This window comes from Castellaniella sp. (assembly GCF_049671645.1).
In the GTDB taxonomy this organism is placed as follows: domain Bacteria; phylum Pseudomonadota; class Gammaproteobacteria; order Burkholderiales; family Burkholderiaceae_B; genus Castellaniella.
Genome location: NZ_JBATVG010000008.1, coordinates 39,092 through 62,846, shown reverse-complemented (window position 1 = coordinate 62,846; position 23,755 = coordinate 39,092). Strand labels below are relative to the sequence as shown.

16 protein-coding genes and 1 pseudogene are annotated in these 23,755 nt (G+C 67.1%); 15 read left to right on the top strand and 2 right to left on the bottom strand.

Translation table 11 applies throughout. The features are described from left to right. Window positions 1–79: 79 nt before the first annotated feature. The 10 genes and pseudogenes from recC to WBG56_RS02615 all read left to right on the top strand — a co-directional run bounded on the left by recC (window position 80) and on the right by WBG56_RS02615 (window position 17,371). Window positions 80–3,649, top strand: coding sequence for an exodeoxyribonuclease V subunit gamma (gene recC, locus WBG56_RS02660; protein ID WP_424264997.1), 3,570 nt, complete (start codon window positions 80–82; stop codon window positions 3,647–3,649). After that, on the top strand, window positions 3,646–7,404 hold the full coding sequence (gene recB, locus WBG56_RS02655; protein WP_424264996.1) for an exodeoxyribonuclease V subunit beta: 3,759 nt from the start codon (window positions 3,646–3,648) through the stop codon (window positions 7,402–7,404). Before recC ends, recB begins: the two co-directional genes overlap by 4 nt. Then, window positions 7,397–9,376, top strand: coding sequence for an exodeoxyribonuclease V subunit alpha (gene recD / locus WBG56_RS02650; RefSeq protein WP_424264995.1), 1,980 nt, complete (start codon window positions 7,397–7,399; stop codon window positions 9,374–9,376). The genes recB and recD overlap by 8 nt, the downstream gene beginning before the upstream one ends. A gap of 70 nt (window positions 9,377–9,446) precedes the next feature. Then, complete coding sequence (locus tag WBG56_RS02645) at window positions 9,447–11,093, top strand: acyl-CoA synthetase (protein WP_424264994.1); 1,647 nt, start codon at window positions 9,447–9,449, stop codon at window positions 11,091–11,093. After that, window positions 11,090–12,583 carry an NAD(P)H-hydrate dehydratase gene (locus WBG56_RS02640; protein ID WP_424264993.1) on the top strand — a complete coding sequence of 498 codons (1,494 nt, stop codon included), beginning with the start codon at window positions 11,090–11,092 and terminating at the stop codon, window positions 12,581–12,583. Before WBG56_RS02645 ends, WBG56_RS02640 begins: the two co-directional genes overlap by 4 nt. Before the next feature lie 3 nt (window positions 12,584–12,586). Next, window positions 12,587–13,435 carry an HAD family hydrolase gene (locus WBG56_RS02635; RefSeq protein WP_424264992.1) on the top strand — a complete coding sequence of 283 codons (849 nt, stop codon included), beginning with the start codon at window positions 12,587–12,589 and terminating at the stop codon, window positions 13,433–13,435. Then, window positions 13,428–13,982: pseudogene (gene tadA / locus WBG56_RS02630) on the top strand (tRNA adenosine(34) deaminase TadA); the annotation flags it as partial. The gene WBG56_RS02635 and the pseudogene tadA, both read left to right, overlap by 8 nt. A 93-nt stretch (window positions 13,983–14,075) precedes the next feature. Next, window positions 14,076–15,116 carry an LD-carboxypeptidase gene (locus WBG56_RS02625; protein WP_424265130.1) on the top strand — a complete coding sequence of 347 codons (1,041 nt, stop codon included), beginning with the start codon at window positions 14,076–14,078 and terminating at the stop codon, window positions 15,114–15,116. 56 nt (window positions 15,117–15,172) lie between these two features. Continuing rightward, entirely contained in the window at window positions 15,173–16,774 is a 1,602-nt protein-coding gene (locus WBG56_RS02620) for an ABC-F family ATPase (protein WP_424264991.1), read from the top strand. Further along, on the top strand, window positions 16,775–17,371 hold the full coding sequence (locus WBG56_RS02615; RefSeq protein WP_424264990.1) for an IMPACT family protein: 597 nt from the start codon (window positions 16,775–16,777) through the stop codon (window positions 17,369–17,371). A 140-nt stretch (window positions 17,372–17,511) separates the two neighbouring features. Here WBG56_RS02615 and WBG56_RS02610 read toward each other — a convergent pair whose 3' ends face one another. After that, complete coding sequence (locus tag WBG56_RS02610) at window positions 17,512–18,246, bottom strand: ABC transporter substrate-binding protein (protein ID WP_424264989.1); 735 nt, start codon at window positions 18,244–18,246, stop codon at window positions 17,512–17,514. 175 nt (window positions 18,247–18,421) lie between these two features. Here WBG56_RS02610 and WBG56_RS02605 point away from each other — a divergent pair, with 175 nt between their 5' ends. From WBG56_RS02605 to WBG56_RS02595, 3 genes are all read left to right on the top strand, one after another. Then, entirely contained in the window at window positions 18,422–19,390 is a 969-nt protein-coding gene (locus tag WBG56_RS02605; protein ID WP_424264988.1) for a chemotaxis protein, read from the top strand. Between the two features lie 110 nt (window positions 19,391–19,500). Then, window positions 19,501–20,682 carry a beta-ketothiolase BktB gene (gene bktB / locus WBG56_RS02600; RefSeq protein WP_424264987.1) on the top strand — a complete coding sequence of 394 codons (1,182 nt, stop codon included), beginning with the start codon at window positions 19,501–19,503 and terminating at the stop codon, window positions 20,680–20,682. Window positions 20,683–20,768: 86 nt separating this feature from the next. Then, a complete protein-coding gene (locus tag WBG56_RS02595) occupies window positions 20,769–21,539 on the top strand; it encodes a spermidine synthase (protein WP_424264986.1) in 771 nt (256 codons plus the stop codon). A 41-nt stretch (window positions 21,540–21,580) separates the two neighbouring features. Here the strand turns inward: WBG56_RS02595 and WBG56_RS02590 are convergent, their stop codons facing one another. Next, window positions 21,581–22,468 (bottom strand): LysR family transcriptional regulator, encoded by an 888-nt coding sequence (locus WBG56_RS02590; protein WP_424264985.1) that lies wholly within the window; start codon window positions 22,466–22,468, stop codon window positions 21,581–21,583. 89 nt (window positions 22,469–22,557) lie between these two features. Here WBG56_RS02590 and WBG56_RS02585 point away from each other — a divergent pair, with 89 nt between their 5' ends. Together WBG56_RS02585 and WBG56_RS02580 are read left to right on the top strand one after the other, a co-directional pair. Continuing rightward, window positions 22,558–23,304, top strand: a complete 747-nt coding sequence (locus tag WBG56_RS02585; protein WP_424264984.1) for a sulfite exporter TauE/SafE family protein — start codon at window positions 22,558–22,560, stop codon at window positions 23,302–23,304. 72 nt (window positions 23,305–23,376) lie between these two features. Beyond that, a complete protein-coding gene (locus WBG56_RS02580; protein WP_424264983.1) occupies window positions 23,377–23,745 on the top strand; it encodes a hypothetical protein in 369 nt (122 codons plus the stop codon). The last annotated feature ends 10 nt before the right edge of the window (window positions 23,746–23,755 follow it).

Below are 23,755 nucleotides of genomic sequence, written 5' to 3'. Positions count from 1 at the left end.
TGCCAACGGGGTCTGGGCGGGCAACTGGATTTGCGGCGCGGATCCCGTATCATGCTGCTGTTGAGGACGGGAGGTGCGAATGCGGGAACCGGCTGCGGAACTGATGCCAGGTCTGGTGCTGGTGCATGGCAACCGGGCCGAACAGTTGCGCGATGTCCTGGTGGCCTGGATGCGGCATAGTCCGCTGGCCCCGCTGGAAAACGAATGCCTGCTGGTCCACAGCAACGGCATCGCCCAATGGCTGCGCCTGGCGCTGGCCCGGGACGAGCATGGCGGTGTCGCGGCGGCCCTGGATTTCCTGCTGCCCTCGCGTTTCATGTGGCAGGCCTACCGCAGCGTGCTGGGGGCCGGCGCGGTGCCCGAAGACTCTCCCCTGGACAAGGACGCTCTGGTCTGGCGCCTGATGCGCTTGTTGCCGGCCGTGCTGGATCGGCCTGAATATGCCGTGTTGCAGCAGTTCCTGGCCGATGACACCGACGTGCGCAAGCGGTATCAACTGGCCGGCCGGCTGGCGGATCTGTTCGATCAATATCAGGTCTATCGGGCCGATTGGCTGCAAGCCTGGTCCGAAGGCCGCGCCGTATTGCCCGATGGCCGGGGCGAGATGCGGGAATTGCCCGCCACGCAGGCCTGGCAGGCCCACCTGTGGCGCGCTTTGCTCGACGACCTGGGCGCCCAGGCCGGTGCGGCCGATGGCCGCGCGGGCCTCGTCGGCCGCGCCGCCATCCATGAATCCTTCATGTCCAAGGTGCTGGCGGCCGATGCGGCGGACCGTCCCGCCGGTTTGCCGCGCCGCATCCTCGTGTTCGGCATCTCCGCCATGCCCCGCCAGACCTTCGAGGCCCTGGCGGGTTTGTCTCGCTGGGCGCAGATTCTGGTCTGCGTCCACAACCCCTGTGCCCATTACTGGGCGGACATCCTGGGCGACCGGGATCTGCTGCGAGCGCGTTTTCGCCGCCAGACGCGCCGGCCGGGCATGCCCGACATCCTGGATGACACAGCCCTGCATCAACAGACGCATCCGCTGCTGGCGTCCTGGGGGCGCCAGGGGCGCGACTACATCGGCATGCTCGATGATTTCGACGACCCTGCCCAGCGGGCCCGCTGGGACCCGCATTTCGCCATCCTGCACCGGCGCATCGACGCATTCGAGGCCGTGCCGGGCGCGAGCCTGCTGGCGCAGTTGCAGGACGACATCCGCGATCTGCGGCCGCTGTCCGAAACCCGCGAGCTCTGGCCGGCGGCAGACCCCCTGCGCGACGAATCCATCCGCTTCCAGGTCGCCCACAGCGCCCAGCGCGAGGTCGAGATCCTGCAGGACCAGCTGCTGGCGGCCTTCCAGGCCGACCCCGCGCTGCAGCCGAGCGACGTGATCGTGATGGTGCCCGACATCGAGGCCTATGCGCCGCACATCCAGGCCGTGTTCGGCCTGTACGGCCCGCGCGATTGGCGCCACATTCCGTATGCGCTGGCGGACCGCAGTTCGCGTCGCGCCGATCCGCTGGTGATCGTGCTGGAACAGCTGCTGTCGCTGCCGCGCCTGCGCCTGGGCATCAACGAGGTCCTGGAATGGCTGGAAGTGCCCGCCTTGCGGCAGCGCTTCGGGATCGCGGTCGAGGATCTGCCGCTGCTGCAGGTCTGGGCGCGGGAATCGCAGGTCCGCTGGGGGCTGCATGCGGATCATCGGGGGGCGTTCGAGCTGGACCAGAGTCCGCAAGCGGCGCATCGCCATACCTGGGATTTCGGCCTGCGGCGCATGCTGCTGGGATACGCGGCCGGCGCCGACGCGCCCGCCTGGCGGGACATCGAACCGTACGACGAACCCGCGGGGCTGCAGGCCGCCGTCCTGGGGGGGCTGGCCCATTTCCTGGATACTCTGGACCATTACTGGCAGCGGCTGAGCGAGCCCGCTCCTCCCGCGGAATGGGGCGGCTGCCTGCAGGCGCTGCTGGACGATTTCTTCACCCCGGACCAGGATGGCGACGCTCTGGTCCTGAACCGTTTCCGCGAAGGCCTGCAGGACTGGCTGCAGCACTGCCAGGCCGCCGAGCTGCAGGAACCCTTGCCCTCGGCCATCGCGGCCGAGCATTGCCTGGGGTGGCTGGATCAGGGCGGCCTGTCCCAGCGTTTCTTCGCCGGCGCCGTGACCTTCGCCACCTTGATGCCGATGCGGGCCATCCCGTTTCGCCGCGTCTGCCTGCTGGGCATGCAAGACGGCGCCTTCCCCCGGATCCGGCCGCCGTCCGACATGGATCTCATGGCCACCCATCCCCGGTCGGGCGACCGGTCGCGGCGCGAGGACGACCGCTACCTGTTCCTGGAGGCCCTGCTGTCGGCGCGCGAGCAACTGAGCATCTCCTGGGTCGGCCACAGCATCCAGGACAACGCCGAGCAGCCGCCGTCGGTGCTGGTAGCCCAGTTGCGCGAGCATCTGGACCGGGGATGGCGCAGTGCGGATGCCAATCCGTCGCTGGCCGAGGCGCTGACCTGCCGCCATCCCCTGCAGCCCTTCAGCCGGCGTTATTTCCCCGTGCAGCCGGCATCAGGCCCGCAGGGCCTGTTCACCTATGCCGTCGAGTGGCGCGCCGCGCGGCAGGCGGCCGCCGGGCAGGCGCCGGCTCCGATGGACGCTGCGGCGGATCTGCCGCCGCCGGCGCCCTCCGAGGCGCCCCTGACCCTGAGCCGGCTGGGCGCCTTCCTGGCGCATCCCATCCGGAATTTCTTCCAGCAGCGGCTGCAGATCAGTTTTCGGGACGCGGGGGCGGCGCTCGACGAGGACGAGCCCTATGTGCTCGATCAGCTCGAACGCTGGCGCGCGTGCCAGGAGCTGATGGACGCGGCCGCGGCGGCGCAGAGCGGCATCGCGGAACAGGACGCCCGGCAGGACATTCTGGCGCCCCGCATCGGAGAGGCCGTCGAACAGGGGTTGCGGCGTCTGCGCCGCCGCGGCGACCTGGTGGACGGAGCATTGGGGCGCGTGGCGGCCGACGCCCTGCGCCGCGCACTGGACCAACCGCTGGCGGCCTATGTCCAGGCCTGCGAGGATTGGCCGGTCCAGGCGGTGGAACCCCTGCGCCTGCAGACGGCAGGCGATGACGGCGCTTTCGAGGACACTCTGGCCGGCTGGCGGCGCAATGATCAGGGCGACTGGTGTCGCGTGCTGCTGCAGGCCAGCCAGTTGGTGGACGACAAGAACCGCTATCGCTTCAAGGCGCTGCTGGGGGCGTGGGTGGAACATGTGGCGGCGCACGCGCTGGGCGGCCGGTCCCTGGCGACGCTGCTGATCAGCCCCAAAGGCCAGGCGAGCTTCGCGCCCCTGTCGGCGGATGCCGCCCAGGCGATCTGGCGGGACTGGCTGCAGTGCGGGAGACTGGGCCTGCGGGCGGCGCTGCCGGTGGAGATCAACGCGGCGGGCGCCTGGCTGCGCTCGGGGGCTGATCCGCAGGAAGACAGCGACGCCTGGCAGGCGGCCCGGGATGCCTATGCGCGGACGGTCGAGCGGGACCTGTATCTGCGCCGCTGCCATCCCGACTTCGAATCCCTTGCGGGGGACCGGCAGTTCTTCACCTTGGCGCGGACTCTGTACGGCGCGCTGTCCGACAGCCTGCCGGATACCCGCCAGCGCGCCTCAAGGAAGCGTTCGACATGATGGCCGATCCACTCCTGGCTCCGCGTGAGCCGCCCCAGGTGGACCCTCTGCGCTTCGTGCTCCAGGGCAGCCACCTGATCGAGGCCAGCGCCGGCACCGGCAAGACCTGGACGATCGCGGCCCTGTACGCGCGCCTGGTTCTGGGGCACGGCGGCCAGGCGGCCCAGCTGCCGGGGCAGATCCTGGTGCTGACCTTCACCGATGCGGCCGCGCAGGAATTGCGCGACCGCATCCGCCGTCGCCTGTCCGAGGCGGCGGCCGGTTTCGCCGACGGCGGGGCGCAATCCGGTACCGTTGCGCCGCTGGAAGACCCGTTCCTGGATGCGCTGCGAGCCGATTATCCGCAAGATCTCTGGCCGGCCTGCGCCCGCACCCTGGACCTGGCGGCGCAGTCCATGGACGAAGCCGCCATTTCCACGATTCACGCCTGGTGCGCCCGGGTGCTGAAGGAGCACGCTTTCGACAGCGCCAGCCAGTTCGAACAGGAACTGCTGACGGATCTGAACGAGGCCAAGCGCCAGGTCGCCTGGGATTACTGGCGGGCCTGCGTCGCCGCGCTGGACGACCGCGCCCTGGGTGAGCTGTTGGCGGTCTGGGCCACGCCGGATGCGTTGCACCAGTCTCTGTCTCCCGTGCTGACCCAGGAAGGCCTGCCGCCGCCCGCGGACGACACGTTGGCGCAGGTCTGCGACCGGGCGCAGGCCGACCGTCGGGCCGCCCTGCAGGTCCTGAAAGCGCCCTGGGCCGAACAGGCGGACGCCTTCCAGGCCTGGCTGGCGGCTCGGGACAAGCAGATCAAGATCCGCTCGAACGATGGCGGCAATTGGCTCCAGGCCCTGCGGGACTGGGCCGCGCAGCCGGATCAGATCGAGCCGGCGCTTAGCAAGACGGCCTGGGACGCGCTCGTGCCCGAAGGCTTGCGGGATCGCTGGCAGGGAGACGGCCCGGCGCCGGAACCGCCGGCGGCCAGCCTGGCCTTGCAGCAGCTGAAGCAGGCCCTGCGGGATCTGCCGACCATTCAGTTGCCGGCGCGCCGGCATGCGCTGTCCTGGATGGCGGATCGTCTGCGGCAGACGTTGAGCCGGCGCGCCGCCATGGGTTTCGACGGCCTGCTGACCGGGCTGGACGCCGCCCTGCGAGGCGCGCGAGGCGAGCCTCTGGCGCAGACCTTGCGGCAGCAGTTCCCCGTGGTGCTGATCGATGAGTTCCAGGATACGGACCCCATCCAATACCGTATCTTCGACCGGATCTACCGCGTCGCGGCGCCGCAGCCCCTGACGACGCTGATCTTCATCGGCGACCCCAAGCAGGCCATCTACGGTTTCCGGGGCGCCGACGTGCAGACCTATCTGAAGGCGGCACAGGCCTGCGGAGATCGGGTCCAGACCCTGGATTGCAATTACCGCTCTGCAAGCGAACTGGTGCAGGCGGTCAATCATTGCTTCGACCGGCAGGGCGGCGAACCCGTCTTTCCGACTGGCCTGGACGGGGAAAGCATCGCCTTTCATCCGGTGCGGGCACAAGGCCGGGATGAATGCTGGACGATCGCCGGTCGCGCGCCGGCCGCCCTGCAGGCCGCCTGGGTCGGGGCCGACGATGACGGGCCTCTGGGGGTCGGCGCCTATTGCGCCCAGGCGGCGCAGGCCTGCGCCCGGAAAGTGGCCGACTGGCTGTGCCTGGGGCGCCAGGGGCAGGCCGGATTCCGGTCCGGGCAGGGCCTGCGGGCCGTCCAGCCTTCGGACATGGCCATTCTGGTCAATGGCCGGGACGAGGCCGGACTGATCCGGGACGCGTTGATGGCACTGGGCGTGCGCAGCGTCTACCTGTCCGACCGGCGTTCCGTATACGAATCGGGGGTCGCCCTGGAATTGGGCTTCGTCCTGAACGCATGCGCCCACCCGGACGACGAGCAGGCCATCCGGGCGGCCCTGGCCACGCCTTTGCTGGGACTGGACATCTCCCGCCTGGCGATGCTGGCCGAAGACGAGTGGGCCTGGGACGATCAGGTGGAACGGTTCCAGTTCTATCACGGGCGCTGGCGGCAGCGCGGCGTGCTGCCGATGGTGCGTCAGCTATTGCATGATTTCTCCGTGCCGTCGCGTCTGTTGGCCCAGGGCGCGTCCGGCGAACGCCAATTGACTGATTGCCTGCATCTGGCCGAATTGTTGCAGCAGGCCAGCGTGCAACTGGATGGCGAAGAAGCGCTGCTGCATTATCTGGAAAGACAGCGTGAATTCCTGGACGCCGACGCCGATGCCGAAGGCGCCCGCCGCCTGAGGCTGGAAAGCGACGAGGCGCTGGTGCGCGTCGTCACGGTCCACAAATCCAAGGGACTCGAATATCCCCTGGTGTTCCTGCCGTTCGTCTGTCGCGGCCGTTCCGCGAAACCGAAGACCGGGCCGCAGGCCCTGCACTGGGAAGGGCGGCGGCAATGGCTGCTGCAGCTCGATGCCGAGCAGGCGCGGCAGGTGCAGCGCGAGGAATTGGGCGAGGAAACCCGCAAGCTCTATGTGGCGCTGACCCGCGCCCGGCATGCGGTCTGGGTGGCGCTGGGCGACACTGGCCGCGAAAGCGGCCTGTCGCACGTGCTGGGCGGCGACGTGCGCCAGGTCTGGGACCGGCGCTGCGGGGATCATCCGGAGCAATTCGCCTGGGATCCGGACCCGGTGGATGCCGGCCGGCCGGAGGGCGCCGCCGCCGCGCCGGAATCGCCCCGGCCCGATGAGATCGGCCCCGCCCGACGGCTGTCGGGGTTCGTCGTGGGAAACCCCTGGTGGATCGCCAGCTATTCCGCCTTGGAACTGGCGGATCGGCCCGCGCGCGCTGCCGGACGGCCGGACAGGTCGCCGGATACGGCGCTGGAGGACGTGTTGCGGGAAGAGCAGGGCGGCCTCGGGGCGCAGGCCTTCGCGTCGGACGCGCCGTACGACATTCGCCAGGATGCCGTGCCGCCGGAAGGGTTGTCGGCCGGGGCGCGTGCGCCGGACGACAGGGTTGAAGAGGCGGAGGATGCGGCTTCGCAGCCGGCGGGCCTGTCCGGTTTCCCCCGGGGCAGCGAGGCCGGCACGTTCCTGCATGGCCTGCTGGAATGGGCGGCGCAGCGGCGGTTTCGCCACCTCGACGGGATGCGGGACATGATCGCGCGCCGCTGCGCCGTGCGCGGCTGGGAATCGCAGATCGACGTCCTGCACGACTGGTTGTCGCGTTTCTCGCAGGCCGAGTGGCAGCCGCAACTGCCGGGCGATCCGCGCATCCGGCTGGACCGCCTGCAGGCCTGCCTGCCGGAAATGGAATTCTGGCTGCCGGTGCGGCAGGTTTCCGTGGTTGAACTGGACCGTCGGATCACCGAGGGCGTGTTCCAGGGCACCCCGCGTCCGGCGCTGGCGGCGCAGGCCCTGAACGGCCTTTTCAAAGGTTTCATCGATCTGAGTTTCCAGGTCGGGGAGCGCTACTACCTGATCGATTACAAATCCAATCACCTGGGGCCGCGCCTGGCCGACTACGCCGCGCCGTTCCTGCGGAAGGCTGCCTGCGCCGCCCGATATGACGTGCAGATGTTGATGTACGTGCTGGCTCTGCACCGGCAACTGCGCCTGCGGCTGCCCGATTACGATTATCAGCGTCATATGGGCGGGGCCGTCTACATGTTCCTGCGTGGCCAGGACGCGCCTGGACAGGGGCTGCTGTCCTTGTGTCCGCCTCAGGATCTGGTCGAATCCCTGGACGCCCTGTTCGCGGGAGCCGAGCATGATTGAGCGATCCCCGGCGTGGCCGGCGTGGCTTTCCTACGGGCAGACCGATGCCGTCCAGGACCTGGACGTCGCCTTCGGCCGCCTGCTGCTCGAACAGTGCCCGGACTCGCCGCAAACCGCGGTGCGCCTGGCCATGCAGTGCTGCGCCCAATTGGCCCAGGGTCATCCGTGCCTGGACCTGCGGGCCGTGACAGACCGGCTGCCGCTGCCGCTGGATGAATGCCTGGCGCAACTGGCGGCGGCCCCTTTCGTGGGCGACGGCCGGGGCGACGAGCCGCTGGTGCTGCATGGCGCCCGCCTGTACCTGGCCCGCTACTGGCGGGCCGGCGAACGCATCCGCCGGGCCATCGCCGGGCGTCTGAGCGCGGCCACGGAGGCGCTGACGGATCCGCCGCTGGCGCGAGAATGGCTGGATCGCCTGTTTCCGCCCAAGGAGGGCGCGCCGCTGGATTGGCAGAAACTGGCCTGCGGCGTGATGCTGGGGCAGCGCTTCGGCCTGATCACCGGCGGGCCGGGCACCGGCAAGACGACGACCGTGGTCCGCTTGCTGACCGTGCTGCAGGGGCTGGCCCAGGCCCGGGGCCTGGCGCGGGGGCTGCGCATCCGCCTGGCCGCGCCCACGGGCAAGGCGGCCGCCCGCCTCAATGAATCCATCGCCGGCAAGCTGCAGGAACTAGGCCGCGCAGGCGGACCGGAACTGCGCGCCGCGCTGGACTGCGTGCCGTCCCATGTGGTGACGCTGCATCGCCTGCTGGGCAGCCGGCCGGGCACCCGGCGCATGGGCCATCATGCCGGCCGGCCGCTGGATCTGGACGTGCTGGTGATCGACGAGGCCTCGATGATGGACATCGAGATGGCGGATGCCGTCCTGTCGGCCTTGCCGGCCGCGGCGCAACTGGTGCTGTTGGGGGACAAGGATCAGTTGGCCTCGGTCGAGGCGGGCGCGGTGCTGGGGGAACTCTGCGCCCGCGCCGAGGGCGGCCACTATACCCGGGACACCTGCGAGCGCTTGGCGGCGTTGTGCGGCCAAGACCTGCTGGCCGCCGCCGCAGACCCCGCCCTGGCCGGGGTGGAGGCCGATGTTGTGCGCTGGCCGGACCCGGGCGGGACCGCCCTGGATCAGGCGATTGTGATGTTGCGACGCAGCATGCGCTTCGGGATGGAGAGCGGTATCGGCCGGTTCGCCGACGCCGTCAATCGGGGCCGGGTTGCGCAGGTTGACGCCCTGTTGCACGCAGGGCTGTCGGATCTGAACTGCGTCGCCATGGCCGAGGCGGGCGGATCGATCGGGCCGGATGCCGCCGAAGGTTGGTTGCGGGATGCCGGAGTCCTGGCCGAGACGGCATATCCGGCGATCTTCGCCTACATGCAGGCGCATCGGCCTGCCGCCGATGCGCCATCGGCGCACTGGGACCAGTGGGCGCTGGAGCTGCTGCGCATGCAGACACGCTTCCAGGTTCTATGCGCAGTCCGCCAGGGGCCCTGGGGGGTTCGAGGCCTGAATCAGTTGATCGAGTCGCGTCTGCAGGCCGCCGGCCTGATCCCGTCCGGTTCCGGCCTCTGGTATCCGGGGCAGCCCGTCCTGGTGCGCCGCAATCTTCCCGCTCTGGGCCTGGCCAATGGGGACATGGGCCTGGCACTGCCCGTCCCGGCCCCCGGCAGGCCGGGAGGCCGCCTGCGGGTGGCTTTTCCCGGCGCCCGGCAGGGCACGGTGCGCTGGGTGTCTCCGGCCCGCCTGGCGGACGCTGAAACCGCCTATGCCCTGACAGTGCATAAATCCCAGGGGTCTGAATTCGACCGGGTGGTGCTGGTGCTGCCGGACCGCCCGGGGCCTCTCGTGACGCGCGAATTGCTCTACACCGGGGCCACTCGCGCGCGCCGGTCGCTGACACTGGTGCTCCCGCGTGACGAGTCCATCATCCGCCATGCCGTGCGGCATCCGACCCGGCGCGCCGGCGGGGTCTGGAATCCCTGAGGGTTTGCGCCGGCGCAGGTGGTTTTTCGCGCCGCGCCGCTAAAATGACCTCATCCCGAAGGAGACATCCATGGTTTCGATATACGATCAGGACCTGCCTCAGACCGCCGCCAATTTCGCGCCCCTGACGCCGCTGCTATATCTGGAGCGCGCCGCCGAGGTCTACCCGCAGCGGCTGGCCGTCGTGCATGGCCTGGGTGCGTCGGCCATCCGGCTCACCTGGGCCGGCCTGTACCAGCGCTGCCGGCGCCTGGCCAGCGCGCTGGCGGGCAGGGGCATCGGCCCCGGCCAGACGGTGGCCGTCATGCTGCCCAACACCCCGGCCATGGTCGAGGCTCATTTCGGCATTCCCATGTGCGGCGCGGTGCTCAATACGCTCAACACCCGCCTGGATGCCCAGACGCTGGCTTTCATGCTGGACCATGGAGAAGCTCGCGCCGTTGTCGTGGACCGGGAGTTTTCCCGCGTCATGGCGCAGGCGCTGGCGCTGCGCACGAACACCGAGCCCGTCCTGGTCATCGACGTCGATGATCCGCAGTACGATGGCCCGGGCGCATCCATCGGATCCCTGGACTACGAGGCGCTGCTGGCCCAGGGGGATCCGGCATACGCCTGGCCGATGCCGTCATCCGAATGGGACGCGATTTCCCTGAACTACACCAGTGGCACGACCGGCAACCCGAAAGGCGTCGTCTATCATCATCGGGGCGCGGCCATCAATGCCGTGTCCAATATCCTGGAATGGGACATGCCCAAGCATGCCGTCTATTTGTGGACGCTGCCCATGTTCCATTGCAATGGCTGGTGCTTTCCCTGGACGGTGGCCGCCCGCGCCGGGGTCAACGTCTGCTTGCGGCGGGTGGACGCCGCCGCCATGATCGATCGCATGGTGGACCATGGCGTCACGCATTATTGCGGCGCGCCCATCGTGCACAGCATGCTGGTCAATGCGCCGCGGGCGCTGCAGGAACGGATTCCCGCCGGCATCAGCGCCATGGTGGCCGGGGCTGCGCCGCCGGCATCGATGATCGAGGGCATGGAATCCCTGGGGGTCGATCTGACCCACGTCTATGGCCTGACCGAAGTCTACGGGCCCGCGACGGTCTGCGCCAAGCACGACGACTGGGACGCGCTCGACATCGGCGAGCGTGCGCGCCTGAATGCCCGGCAAGGGGTGCGCTACCATCTGGAAAAGGCGGCGAAGGTCCTGGACCCGGCGACCCTGCAGCCGGTCCCGGCCGACGGCCAGACCATGGGCGAGATCATGTTCCAGGGCAATATCTGCATGAAGGGCTATCTGAAGAACCCGCAGGCGACCCAGGAAGCCTTTGCCGGCGGCTGGTTCCGCAGCGGCGATCTGGCCGTCATGGATACGGATGGCTACATCAAGATCAAGGATCGTTCCAAGGACATCATCATCTCCGGCGGCGAGAACATTTCCTCGATCGAGGTCGAGGATGTGCTGTACCGGCATCCGGCCGTGCTGGCGGCGGCCGTCGTGGCGCGGCCCGACGAGCGCTGGGGGGAAACTCCCTGCGCTTTCGTCGAACTCAAGGCCGATGCGCAGGTCAGCGCCGAAGATATCGTGGCGCATTGCAAAGCCCATCTGGCGGGCTACAAGGTGCCGCGTCTGGTGATCTTCGGCGAGTTACCCAAGACCTCCACCGGCAAGATCCAGAAGTTCGAATTGCGCCAGCGGGCGGTCAAGGCGGTATGACCACCCGCAGCGTCGACGCCTGCGTTTTGCTCAGCCCCGCCCAGATGGCGGCGGCCGATCAGGCCGCCATGGCCGCCGGTATCGGCGGCCGTCGCCTGATGGCGGCGGCGGGCGCAGCCGTCGCCCAGGCGATCCTGGATCGCTGGAGCTGCGCGCCTGTACTGGTGCTGTGCGGCCTTGGCAATAATGGGGGCGACGGCTTCATCGTCGCCCAGCGCTTGCGGGCGGCCGGCTGGCCGGTGCGGGTCGCTCTGATGGGGGATGCCACAGCTTTGCGCGGCGATGCGGCCTGGGCGGCCCAGGGCTGGACGGGGCCGGTGGAATCCGCCGATCCGACGTCTCCGGCCGGAGCGGGGCTGATCGTCGACGCATTGTTGGGCGCAGGATTCAGCCGCGCCCCCGATGCCGCGCTGGATGCCCTGATCGAGGCGGTGAATGCCGCGCGCGTGCCAGTGTGCGCGATCGACGTGCCCACCGGCCTGGATGGCGCCACCGGCCAGTGTCCGGGCGCCGTCATCCGGGCCGATCTGACCGTCACTTTTTTCCGCCGCAAACCGGGGCATCTCCTGCTGCCCGGCCGGGCGCTGTGCGGCGAACTGCGCTGCGCCGACATCGGCATCCCGCCTGCCGTGCTGGGGCCGATCGCCGCCCAGGTCTGGGCCAACGGCCCCGATCTGTGGCTGCCGCGCTTTCCCTGGCCGGATGCGGGCGATCACAAATACCGGCGCGGCCATGTGCTGGTGATCGGCGGCGCCGTCATGTTGGGGGCCAGCCGCCTGGCCTGCCTGGCGGCGGCCCGCATCGGCGCCGGCCTGGTGACGCTGGCCGTCCCGCCGCAGGCCTGGGCCGTCCAAGCGGGGGCGCTGACGTCCGTGATGGTCGAGTCCTTGCCCTCGGACGAGGGGCTGGAGCAGACGCTGGCCGACTCCCGGCGCAACGTGCTGTTGATCGGCCCCGGACTGGGACGCTCGCAGGCCGCCAGGCGACACGTGCTGAGTTTGCTGGCGACGGGCCGTGCGTGCGTGCTGGATGCGGATGCGCTCAGCGTCTTTGCCGACCAGCCCGATGTGTTGTTCGATGCCTTGCATCCCCAATGCGTGCTGACTCCGCACGAGGGCGAATTCGCCCGGCTGTTTCCGTCGTCCGGCGACAAGCTGCGCCGGGCGCGTTCGGCTACGCAGCGTTGCGGCGCCGTATTGGTGCTCAAGGGCGCCGACACCGTGATCGCCGCTGCCGATGGGCGCTGCGCCATCAACGACAATGCGCCGCCCACCCTGGCCACGGCCGGGGCGGGGGACGTGCTGGCCGGTTGCGTCGCGGGCTTGCTGGCGGCCGGCATGCCAGCCTGGGAGGCCGCCTGCGCCGCCGTCTGGCTGCATGGCCTGGCCGCCGATCAACTGGGTTGGGGGCTGCTGGCCGAGGACTTGCCCGGCGCCTTGCCGGGCGCGCTGGCATCGCTGGCCCGACTGGCCGAACATCGGATGGAATGACTCATGGCCGACGTGATTGCTCTGGTTTTCGATTTCGACGACACCCTGGCGCCGGACAGCACCTCCGGTTTCCTGCAGCATCTGGGCGTGGACGTGGAGGCCTTCTGGCGCGACCGGGTGGGGCCCTTGCTCAGCGAGCAGGATTGGGATCCCGTTCCCGCCTACCTGTATCGCATGCTGGAACTGTCCCGCACGGGCCCGCAGGGCCCCATCACCCGCGAACGCCTGCTGGACTGGGGGCGGCATCTGCCGTTGCATGACGGGGTCGCCACGCTGTTCGACCGTCTGCGCACGCGGCTGCATCAGGCGCACCCCACCGTGCAACTGGAGTTCTACCTGATTTCCAGCGGCATCGGCGACGTTCTGCGCAGCACGCCGATCGCGGAACAGTTCGCCGATATCTGGGCGTCCGAGTTTCATTACGACCGGGTCGGCGCCATCGATTTCCCGCGCCGCATCGTCAGCTTCACGGACAAGACGCGCTATCTGTTCCATATCCAGAAAGGCATGATCGGGCCGGAGTCGCGCAACAAACCCTTCGAGGTCAATCGCAAGGTCGATGCCGACAAGCTGCGCGTGCCTTTCGATCAGATGATTTTCGTGGGCGACGGTTACACCGACATTCCGTGCTTTTCCCTGATCCGCCGATCCGGCGGCGTGGCCTTCGGCGTCTGGGACCCGCGCCACAAGGAAAAACGCAGCCGCGCCTGGGGGTTCATCGAAGACGGGCGGGTGTCCAATCTGAACCAGGCGCGGTTCGGCGAAGACGCCGAGCTCTATCAGTGGCTGGAAGCCGCCGTGGAAAGCCTGGCGTCCAAGATCGTGCTCAAGGCGCGGACGTATCGTGGCTAGTCATTCCCGATCCCGACAGAATCCGTTGCCGGCGCCCGATGCGGCGGCCTGCGCCGAACCCGTCGGGGCCGACGGGACTGAGCCGGCGCTGGACGATGCCGCCGCCATGGACCTGGCGCTGGCCCAGGCCCGCCTGGCGGCGGATCTGGGCGAAGTTCCGGTCGGGGCCGTCGTGCTGGATGCCGGAGGCCGCTTGCTGGCTGTCGGCCATAACCGTACCATTCTGGACTGCGATCCCACGGCGCATGCCGAGGTCGTGGCCTTGCGGGCGGCTGCCCGCCGCCTGGATAATTACCGCCTGAGCGGCGCTCGCCTGGTCGTGACGCTGGAACCCTGCGCCATGTGCCTGGGCGCCATGTTCCACGCCCGGCTGGCGGAAATCGTCTATGGCGCGGCCGACCCCAAGACCGGCGCCTGCGGCGGGGTGGTGGATCTTGCCCGGCAGCCGCGCCTGAATCACCACGCCGCCGTGCGCGGCGGCATCCGGGCCGACGCCTGTGGCGAGCTGCTGCGCGCTTTCTTCCGCACCCGGCGCCAGGCCGCGCGCGCCGCTCGCAAGGGTGACGCGCCTGCGGGAGACGCCGCTCGTCCGGGGGTCGCCCATCCGGCAACCTCTCTTGCTCATCCTGACTCATCGACCATGAAAAAAGCCTCTCCTGCCCCGGCATCCCTTGAACACGGCCAGCCCTCGCAGCCCGCATCGGCCCCGGCTGACGCAGGCGCGCATCATGCCGAGCACACCCATTGGGCCTGCCCGGACGGGGAATCTCACGTCCATCGCCATGAAGCCCCGTCCGGCATCTACCTGATCTCGCCGTCCGGCGCCGTGCCCGATCCGGCCGCGCTGGATCTGTCGGTCCAGCGCCTGAAGGCCATGGGCTATCGCGTCACGGTCGATCGCACCGCGTGCGCCGTGCATGAACGGTTCGCGGGTACCGACAAACAGCGCCTGGCCTGCATCCAGCGCGCTCTGAAGCAGAAACATCCGGTGGTCATGGCGACCCGGGGCGGCTACGGGCTCAGCCGCCTGCTGCCTTTCATCGACTGGCGGGCCGTGGCCGACAGCGGCAAGACCTTCGTCGGGCAGAGTGATTTCACGGCCTTCAGCCTGGCCCTGCTGGCGCAGACCGGCGCCGTCAGCCTGGCCGGCCCCACCGCCCTGTACGATTTCGGCGGCAAGAAGGTGGACGACCTGACCCAGGCGCTGTTCCAGGAAACCCTGTCCGGCGAATTGGAAATCCTCAGTTTCGAATCCCCCGATGCCGACCCGGTCGATGCGCGAGGCATTCTATGGGGCGGCAATCTGGCCATGGTGGCGTCCCTGGTGGGCACCCCGTATCTGCCGGATGTCCAGGGCGGCATCCTGTTCCTGGAAGACATCGCCGAGCATCCTTTCCGTGTCGAACGCATGCTGACGCAGCTGTGGCATGCCGGCGTGCTGCAGAAGCAGCGCGTGATCGTCCTGGGGCATTTCACCGACTACCGTCTGGCGCCGCATGACAATGGCTACGACCTGCCCGCCGTCGTGGCCTGGCTGCGCAAGACAGTCAAGGTCCCGGTCGTCACCGGCCTGCCGGTCGGCCACGTCAAGGTCAAGGCGACCTTGCCGATCGGCGCACGCGTGGGCATCGCCACCGAGGACGGCATGGCGCACCTGGTGCTGCAGGAGCATGAACACTGATTGCCGCCTGTTAAACTAAGAGGTTGTTTTGACTTCAATTTCCCAAGCCATCCACCGTGATCTCCACCAATAACCTCACCATCCAGTTCGGCAGCAAACCCCTGTTCGAGAACGTCAGCGTCAAATTCGGCGATGGCAACCGCTATGGCCTGATCGGCGCCAACGGCTCGGGCAAATCCACCCTGATGAAGATCATCGGCGGTGATCTGGAATCTTCGTCCGGCAATGTGGCGCTGGATCCCGGCGTGCGCCTGGGCAAGTTGCGCCAGGACCAGTTCGCCTTCGAAGATGTGCGGGTACTGGACGTCGTCATGATGGGACACGTGGAAATGTGGCAGGCCATGACCGACCGCGACGCCATCTACGCCAATCCGGACGCCACCGAAGACGACTACATGCGGGCGGCCGAGCTGGAAGGAAAATTCGCCGAATACGATGGCTACACGGCCGAATCGCGAGCCGGGGAATTGCTGCTGGGCCTGGAAATCCCGGTGGAACAGCACCAATTGGTCATGCGGGAGATCGCACCGGGCTGGAAGCTGCGCGTGCTGCTGGCGCAGGCGCTGTTTTCCAATCCGGACGTGCTGTTGCTGGACGAACCTACCAACAACCTGGACATCAATACCATCCGCTGGCTGGAAAACGTGCTGAACGGTTATGACAGCACCATGATCATCATCAGCCACGACCGCCACTTCCTGAACCAGGTCTGCACGCACATGGCCGACCTGGATTATGGCGAACTGCGCGTCTACCCGGGCAACTACGACGACTACATGCTGGCATCGACCCAGGCGCGCGAGCGCCAGGTGGCCGCCAACGCACGCGCCAAGGAGCGCGTGACCGAGCTGCAGGATTTCGTGCGCCGCTTCGCCGCCAATAAATCCAAGTCCCGTCAGGCTACGTCCCGCCTGAAGCAGATCGACCGCATCAAGTCCGAAACCGTGCAGGTCAAGCCGTCCTCGCGCCAGAACCCCTACATCCGCTTCGAGGTCAGCAAGGTCCTGCACCGCCAGGCCGCCCACATCGAGGAACTTTCCAAAACCTACGATCGGCCCATCATCAAGGGCTTGAACACCATGATCGAGGCCGGGCAGAAGGTTGCCATCATCGGCGCCAACGGGGTGGGGAAGACCACGCTGCTGCGTCTGCTGGCGGGCAACCTGGCGCCCGATGACGGCCATGTGCGCTGGTCCGAAAACGCCGACATCGGGTATATGGCCCAGGACGTGTCCGACCAGTTCGATTCCGACCGCGACCTGTTCGACTGGATGACCGACTATCGTCAGGCCGGCGACGAGGACCAGTCCATCCGTTCCGTGCTGGGGCGTCTGCTGTTTTCGGGCGACGAGATCACCAAGGCCGCGCGGGTGCTGTCCGGCGGCGAAAAGAACCGCATGAGCTTCGGCCGCCTGATGTTGGGCCGGCACAATGTCATGCTGATGGACGAGCCCACCAATCACCTGGACATGGAATCCATCGAATCCCTGCAGTATGCGCTGGAACAGTACGCCGGGACCCTGGTGTTCGTGTCGCACGACCGGCAGTTCGTGTCCGGCGTGGCGACCCGCGTGATCGAGATCCTGCCGGATGGCCGTCTCAACGACTATCCCGGCACCTACGAGGAATACCTGGCCTCGCAGGGCATAGAGGCCTGATTGCCTTATACGCTGGCCGGGCCCGCCCGCCACGAAGCGGATATCCGCAAAAGCCGCTTTCTGGCGCTGGCTGCGCCCATCGACTCGCCCCAGGCGGCCCAGGCTTTCCTGGAGGCGAGCCGCGACCCCCAGGCCACGCATAATTGCTGGGCCTGGCAGCTGGGCGATCAATACCGCTTCAGCGATGATGGCGAGCCCGGCGGCACGGCCGGCCGGCCGATCCTGCAGGCTATCCAGTCGCAGGACTGCGACCGCGTGGCTGTACTGCTCATCCGCTGGTTCGGCGGCATCAAGCTGGGCACCGGCGGCCTTGCGCGCGCCTACGGCGGCACGGCCGCCGAATGCCTGCGGACGGCCGGGAAAGTCCTGATTCGGGAAGAGCGCCGCGTGCGCTGCACCTGTCCGTATGCCGACATGGATCGCGTCCAGGCCCGGCTGCTGGCCGCCGGCGCCCGGATAGAGGCCGCGCAGTTCGATGCCGATGGCGTCATCTGGGATCTGAGTGTGCCTCGAGCAGACGCGACAGGCCTGGAGTCCCTGTATGTCGATCAGACGCGGGGGCAGGGCAGTTGGCGCGTTCTGGACGAGGCGTCATAGGGGGCCTCTGAACAAGTCGTCGCGCCGTGCGCAACCGCGGCCTGGACGGTCTGCTGCATGGCTTGTCCGCATCACCGCTGGCAAGCGGTCCGGATTCGTCAGGCGCCGGGCAGTCCGCAGGGTCTGTCCGGCGCCCAGGCTCATCCCGGGGGCGCCACCGCGGCCCCCTGGATGCCGTGGCGGGCCAGGGCATGAGCCACGAATCCCGATGCCTTGGCGTCTTCCACGAAACGCGTCAATCCCGCAGTCAGGTCCGGATCGCGGTCGCGCGACACGCCCAGGGCCTGGCGGATCAGCATGAAATGCCCATCCAGCAGGCGCAGGCCGCCGAATTCCAGAGCGCCCATTTCCAGTTGCTGGCGCACGCCTGCTGCGACATCCGCTCCCGTTTCCAGAAATGTGCCCACCACGGCCGGCGAGGTCGGCGCGCGCACGATGGCGGCATGTCGCAGTTCGCGCGACAGAAACAGGTCGTAGGCGCTGGCCTGCCCGACCACCACGGTGCGGCCGACCCGGTCCACCTGGGCATTGTCCGTCAGCGGGGAATCCTGACGCACCAGGTAGCTGCCTTCGATCAGCACGTAGGGGGTCGTGAAGGCGATCTGTTCACCGCGTTTCGGATCGATGGCGAAAAAGCCGAAGTCGGCCTCGCCCCGGGTGACCCCTTCCACGGACTTGCCTGCCGTGTCGTAGATCACCAGGCTCAGGCCCAGCCCCAGGTGCTCGGCCAGGCGTTGCGCCAGGTCGATGGAGACGCCTCTGGCCTGTCCGTCCGAGGGGTCCAGTCCCGCCAGGATCGGGTTGCCGATGTTGATGGCGGCCCGCAAGGCCCCCGTGGGCGCCAGGGCCTGCGTATCGATGCCGGAAGTGTCCATGCGCATCTCTCCTTCAAGGTATCTTCGAACTGTAAGGGATGGGGGAAGGCGCGGACAAGTCCGACCCGCGCTTGGGCCTTGAATAGGCTGCGGGGACCTGGCGTATTGCCTGGATTGCCTGGCGCTGCTTTCCTTTACACTTGCGTTTTCAGCCTATTGATAGGAAGAGGTTCCCATGAGCCCCAGCCAGCACGTCGTGGATGATCGCGCCAATCTGACCGGCACCAACCGGTTCGAACTTTTGCTTTTCCGCCTGGGCGCCAACAACGAGTCCGGCCAGTCGGAACTCTACGGCATCAATGTGCTGAAAGTGCGCGAGATCGTCACCATGCCCACCGTCACGGCCGTGGCGGGGGCGCCCAAATATTCCCTGGGGGTGGTGCAGTTGCGCGATCAGGTGATTCCGGTCTTTGATCTGCCCGCCATCGTGGGTTGCAAGCTGCCGGCCGCGCCCACGCTGATGCTGGTCACGGAATTCGGCCGGACCACGCAGGCTTTCACCGTGGAATCCGTGGACGACATCGTGCGTCTGGACTGGAATCAGGTGATTTCGGCCGAATCCAGCGGCACTTCGCAAAGCCTGGTCAGCAGCATGGCGCGGCTGGACGACACCGCCGACAACACCCGCCTGGCGCAGGTGCTGGACGTCGAGGCCATCCTGCAGATGGTCACGCCCGAAAAAGACCGCCATCAGGTCGACCCGAAGGACGTCGGCGAACAAATCACCTTGAAACCCGGTTCAGTCGTTCTGGTCGCCGATGATTCCTTCGTCGCCCGCTCCCTGCTCGAACAGGCCCTGAAGGCCATGAACATTCCTTATGAAATGGTCAAGTCCGGGCGGGAAGCCTGGGATCGCCTGAACGTGCTCAAGGCCGCCGCCGAGGCCGAAGGCAAGACCATTCTGGACAAGGTCAGCCTGATGCTGACCGATCTGGAAATGCCGGAGATGGACGGCTTCACCCTGACCCGCAACATCAAGCAGGACACTCGTATGCGGGTGTTGCCGGTGGTCATCCATTCGTCCCTGTCCGGCTCGGCCAACGAAGATCACGTGCGCAGCGTCGGCGCCGATGGCTACGTGGCGAAATTTTCAGCCGAGGAACTGGCGAGCGCCCTGCGCAAGGCGCTGTCCAAGCTGAAGTAGCGTCCGATTCCTGGCTGTCGATTCCCCGTCCGCGGCGCCCCGCCAGGGCCGCCGATGCGCTACCATGTCTTTGGTTGCTGCGGTGCAGCACTCATTACGGAGACATCATCATGCAGGATATCGTAGTCGTACAAGCATGCCGCACGGCGGTCGGGGATTTCGGCGGGGGTCTCAAAGACACCGCGCCATGCGAACTGGGGACGCTGGTGGCGCGCGAGGTGCTGGAGCGCGCCGGTGTGGCGCCCGCCGACGTCGGCCACGTGGTGTTCGGCCACGTCATCAACACGGAACCGCGCGACATGTATCTGTCGCGGGTCGCCACGATCAATGCCGGCATCCCGCAGGCCACGCCGGCCTTCAACGTCAACCGCCTGTGCGGGTCCGGCCTGCAGGCCATCGTGTCGGCGGCCCAAGTCCTGATGCTGGGCGATGCGGAAGTCGCCATCGGCGCCGGCGCCGAAAGCATGAGCCGCGCCCCCTATGTGGCGGTGGGCCAGCGCTGGGGTTCGCGCATGGGGGATTCCCGCCTGGTCGATATGATGACAGGCGCCTTGTCCTGCCCGTTTGAAAAGTATCACATGGGCGTGACCGCCGAAAACGTGGCGCAGAAATACGGCATCAGCCGCGAGGACCAGGATGCCCTGGCGCTGGAATCGCACCGCCGGGCCGCCCATGCCATCGAACAGGGCTATTTCAAGTCCCAGATCGTGCCCGTCACGCACAAGACCCGCAAGGGCGACGTCGTCTTTGATCAGGACGAGCATGTGCGCTTCGATGCCACGCCGGATAGCTTCAGCAAGCTCAAGCCCGTCTTCGCCAAGGAAAACGGCACGGTCACGGCCGGCAACGCTTCGGGGCTGAACGACGGCGCCGCAGCCGTGCTGCTGATGACGGCCAGCGCCGCCCAGGCCCGGGGCCTGAAGCCCATGGCGCGGCTGGTGTCCTACGGCCACGCCGGGGTGGATCCGCAGTATATGGGCATCGGCCCGGTGCCGGCCACGCGCCAGGCGCTGCAGCGCGCCGGCCTGACGCTGGACCAGATCGACGTGATCGAGGCCAACGAGGCCTTCGCGGCGCAGGCCTGCGCCGTCTCTCGCGAATTGGGCTTCGACCCGGCCAAGGTCAATCCCAACGGCAGCGGCATCGGCCTGGGCCACCCCATCGGCGCCACTGGGGCGATCATCACTGTCAAGGCCTTGCACGAGCTGCAACGCGTCCAGGGCCGCCATGCGCTGGTCACGATGTGCATCGGCGGCGGGCAGGGGATCGCCGCTATTTTCGAACGCTTGTAATCAAACGCCTGCAATCAGGGCATCAGCAGCTTTCCGTCCGCAGCGCCCGCATGCCGGGGCGCGGCGGATGGCGGGAATTCATCGTCATGTCTCGAAGCCATGGCCGCGCGCCTGCGCGGCAAGCCGCCATCGAAGCGGATCTGCCGACCCTGTCCGAGGAGGACGGGGTGCGCTATCTGCATTTCAATTCCGAATGGATCCAGGGGGCCATGCGGGTGGCCCGGCCGTCGGAGCTCGTGCTGGCCTATACCCAGCAGATGATGGCCTGGCTGCTGTTCGTGCAGCCAGGCGGGCGCGACCGCCTGGGTATCCTGGGCCTGGGGGCGGGTTCGCTGCTGCGCTTCACTCTGCGCCATACCCGTTCGCAGGTGGACACGGTCGAGCGCAATCCGGCCGTCACCGCCATGTGCCGGGCATTCTTCCGCCTGCCGGGCAGCGAGCGGTCCGTCATCGATCATGCCGACGCCCGCGACTGGGCAGCCGAGCCTCATCGGGCGGGGAGCTACCGCGCCCTGATGGTGGACCTGTACGACAGCCAGGCCCAGGGGCCGGTCTGTGACGAGGCCTCTTTCTACCGCGACTGCTACCGGATCCTGGATGAGCCGGGCGTCATGGCGGTCAATCTGTTCGGCCAGCACGACAGTTTCGACCGCAATCTGCAGCGCATCCGCGAGGCGTTCAACGGCCGGGTGCTGTGCCTGCCGGAAATCGACGAGGGCAATACCGTTGCGCTGGCCTTCAAGGGTCATGCGCTGGACGGTTCCGCCGCCGATCTGCTGAATCGGGCTTCGCTGGTGGAATCCCGCACCGGCCTGCCCGCTCAGCGCTGGGCGCGGTCCTTGCTGGCGTTGATGTAGGCGGGCGGCAAGGCCGCCGTCTCGCCCCGGCCATATGCGGCTTAGCGCGTTGTTTCCAAGTGCGTGAGCAGGCTCCGCATCGGGGATGACAGCGTCTCCCATTCGCGAAAACAGACGCAGAGCCTCCTGCGAGCCCAGCCGTCCGTCAACGCCAGTCTTCGGTATGTGTAGCGCCGCTGGTAGCGACGGGCAATGCTTTGCGGCAGGATACCCACGCCAATGCCGTGCTGGACCATCTCGCAAAGGCCCTCGAAGGTTTTCATGCGTATGCGTAGTTTCAGGATTCGGCCAGCCGCGCGAGCCCGCTCTTCAATGTGATCCTGCAATGCGCTGCCCGGGGCGAGGCCCACGAACGGTTCGGACAGGACATCGGAAAATTGAATGTTTGTCTGGGAGGCAAAGCGATGCGAGCTGGGCACGATCAGAATCAAGTGATCCTTCGTCACCGGTTTCACGCGCAGATCGTGCACTTCGACCGCATCCGAGACGATGCCGGCTTCCGCCAGACCAGCTTTGACGAGGTGGACTATTTCCGCGCTGGTACGCTCCTTTAGCTCGATGTGCAGCTGGGGGCGTTCGGCCAGCCAGGCTGCCAGCCTCTGTGGAAGAAAGTTCGTCAGCGCGGCAGTATTGGCGTAAAGGACAAGCGTTCCCCGCATTCCGTTCGAGAAACCATCCAGTTCTCCCTTCAGAAGATCTCGCTGGCGCAGGATGAGGCGCGCATGGTGAGCCAGGGCCTCTCCCGCTTCCGTCGCGACGACTCCGCGCGGACGACGTTCCAGGAGCGCTACGCCAGCGTCTGTTTCGATGTTGCGCAATCGCTCGCTGGCGGACGCCAGTGCCAGATTGGCGCGAGCGGCGCCCTGGGTGATGCTGCCCGCGTCGACGATGCATAAAAAAAGGTGCAGATCGGCCAGATCAAGTCGCATGAAATCGCCCTCGAATCCTTCGGTTGAGCCGAAGGGTTGAACCAAGATTCCGCATTGTGCCCGAGCGTGTGATTCGCTTCAATGTAGGCATGAGCGAGCAAATACACTACTACGGCCTGCTGGCCTTGACCTTCCTGTTCGCAGGGGCGGTGAAGGGTGTCACAGGCATGGGCCTGCCGACGGTTGCAATGGGGGTTCTCGGCGCGATCATATCTCCGCCCCTTGCGGCGGCGCTATTGGTGATGCCTTCGTTCGTCACCAATGTCTGGCAGATTTTCTCCGGCCCTGCCGTCGCGTGTCTGCTGCGGCGCTTATGGCCCATGCTGTCAGCTATCGTGGCAGGGTCGATGGGTGGGGCCGCGCTTCTAGTGAGCATCGATCCCCTTTGGTCCAGCTTTGGCCTGGGCGCGACTCTGCTTGCATATGCTGGCTATGCCTTGTTCGCCCCGGAGTTTTCCGTGCCGCCACACATTGAACCGTGGATGTCTCCTGCGGCGGGTCTCCTCACTGGAGCCATTACCGGTGCGACAGGAGTCTTTGTCATGCCTGCGGTTCCCTATCTTGGCGCTTTGCGCTTGGAGAAGGATGAGCTTGTCCAGGCATTAGGCGTGTCCTTTACCGTCTCGACCGTTGCGCTGGCGGCGGGACTGATCGCCAATGGTGCATTTCATGTCGATCAGCTTGGCTTGTCGGCGATGGCCATCGCCCCTGCCTTGGTAGGAATGCGGCTGGGGGCGCTGATCAGGGCGCGCATCAGCCCTGTGCGGTTTCGGCAATGCTTCCTGCTGTTCCTTGCATTGTTGGGTCTCGAACTCGTCTCCCGTCCCTTTTTCTGACGCATGACAACGAGAGCAGTTTGATGGCTATCCGGACGTTTGACCTTTCCTTTGAGTCCATAGATTCGAGTTATGAAGTTATTTGCGTCGTTTTGGAAAAAGCAGGATCGGGACGAAAGCCGCGAAGGCTTGCTCAATAGCGCCCTCGATATCGCGCTTGATTTTGACAACTGCTTGAGCCCGATTCAAGGCCGGTTGAAAGATCTCCGCCCCTCGCTTTCGGATCAGGAGCTTGATGAATTGAACCAGACCTGCCTCGACATGGTTCTCTTTGGGCAGCACTTGGCGTTGCGGCTTTCCTCAGGAGAGGAATCATCGAGCATGCATGACCGCTTCAACGCACTGCTTACCGAACAGTACCCATGGATTGCTCCAGAAAATCTTGAGCGTGCATACCGGTATTGCATCTATTACGCGACCAAGACCGCTCGTATCCGTTAACCTGAATTGA

Coding starts and splice junctions, on each gene's coding strand:
- recC (WP_424264997.1), top strand. CDS start 80: ATGCGGGAACCGGCTGCGGAACTGATGCCAGGTCTGGTGCTGGTGCAT.
- recB (WP_424264996.1), top strand. CDS start 3,646: ATGATGGCCGATCCACTCCTGGCTCCGCGTGAGCCGCCCCAGGTGGAC.
- recD (WP_424264995.1), top strand. CDS start 7,397: ATGATTGAGCGATCCCCGGCGTGGCCGGCGTGGCTTTCCTACGGGCAG.
- WBG56_RS02645 (WP_424264994.1), top strand. CDS start 9,447: ATGGTTTCGATATACGATCAGGACCTGCCTCAGACCGCCGCCAATTTC.
- WBG56_RS02640 (WP_424264993.1), top strand. CDS start 11,090: ATGACCACCCGCAGCGTCGACGCCTGCGTTTTGCTCAGCCCCGCCCAG.
- WBG56_RS02635 (WP_424264992.1), top strand. CDS start 12,587: ATGGCCGACGTGATTGCTCTGGTTTTCGATTTCGACGACACCCTGGCG.
- WBG56_RS02625 (WP_424265130.1), top strand. CDS start 14,076: ATGAAAAAAGCCTCTCCTGCCCCGGCATCCCTTGAACACGGCCAGCCC.
- WBG56_RS02610 (WP_424264989.1), bottom strand. CDS start 18,246: ATGGACACTTCCGGCATCGATACGCAGGCCCTGGCGCCCACGGGGGCC.
- WBG56_RS02605 (WP_424264988.1), top strand. CDS start 18,422: ATGAGCCCCAGCCAGCACGTCGTGGATGATCGCGCCAATCTGACCGGC.
- bktB (WP_424264987.1), top strand. CDS start 19,501: ATGCAGGATATCGTAGTCGTACAAGCATGCCGCACGGCGGTCGGGGAT.
- WBG56_RS02595 (WP_424264986.1), top strand. CDS start 20,769: ATGTCTCGAAGCCATGGCCGCGCGCCTGCGCGGCAAGCCGCCATCGAA.
- WBG56_RS02590 (WP_424264985.1), bottom strand. CDS start 22,468: ATGCGACTTGATCTGGCCGATCTGCACCTTTTTTTATGCATCGTCGAC.
- WBG56_RS02585 (WP_424264984.1), top strand. CDS start 22,558: ATGAGCGAGCAAATACACTACTACGGCCTGCTGGCCTTGACCTTCCTG.
- WBG56_RS02580 (WP_424264983.1), top strand. CDS start 23,377: ATGAAGTTATTTGCGTCGTTTTGGAAAAAGCAGGATCGGGACGAAAGC.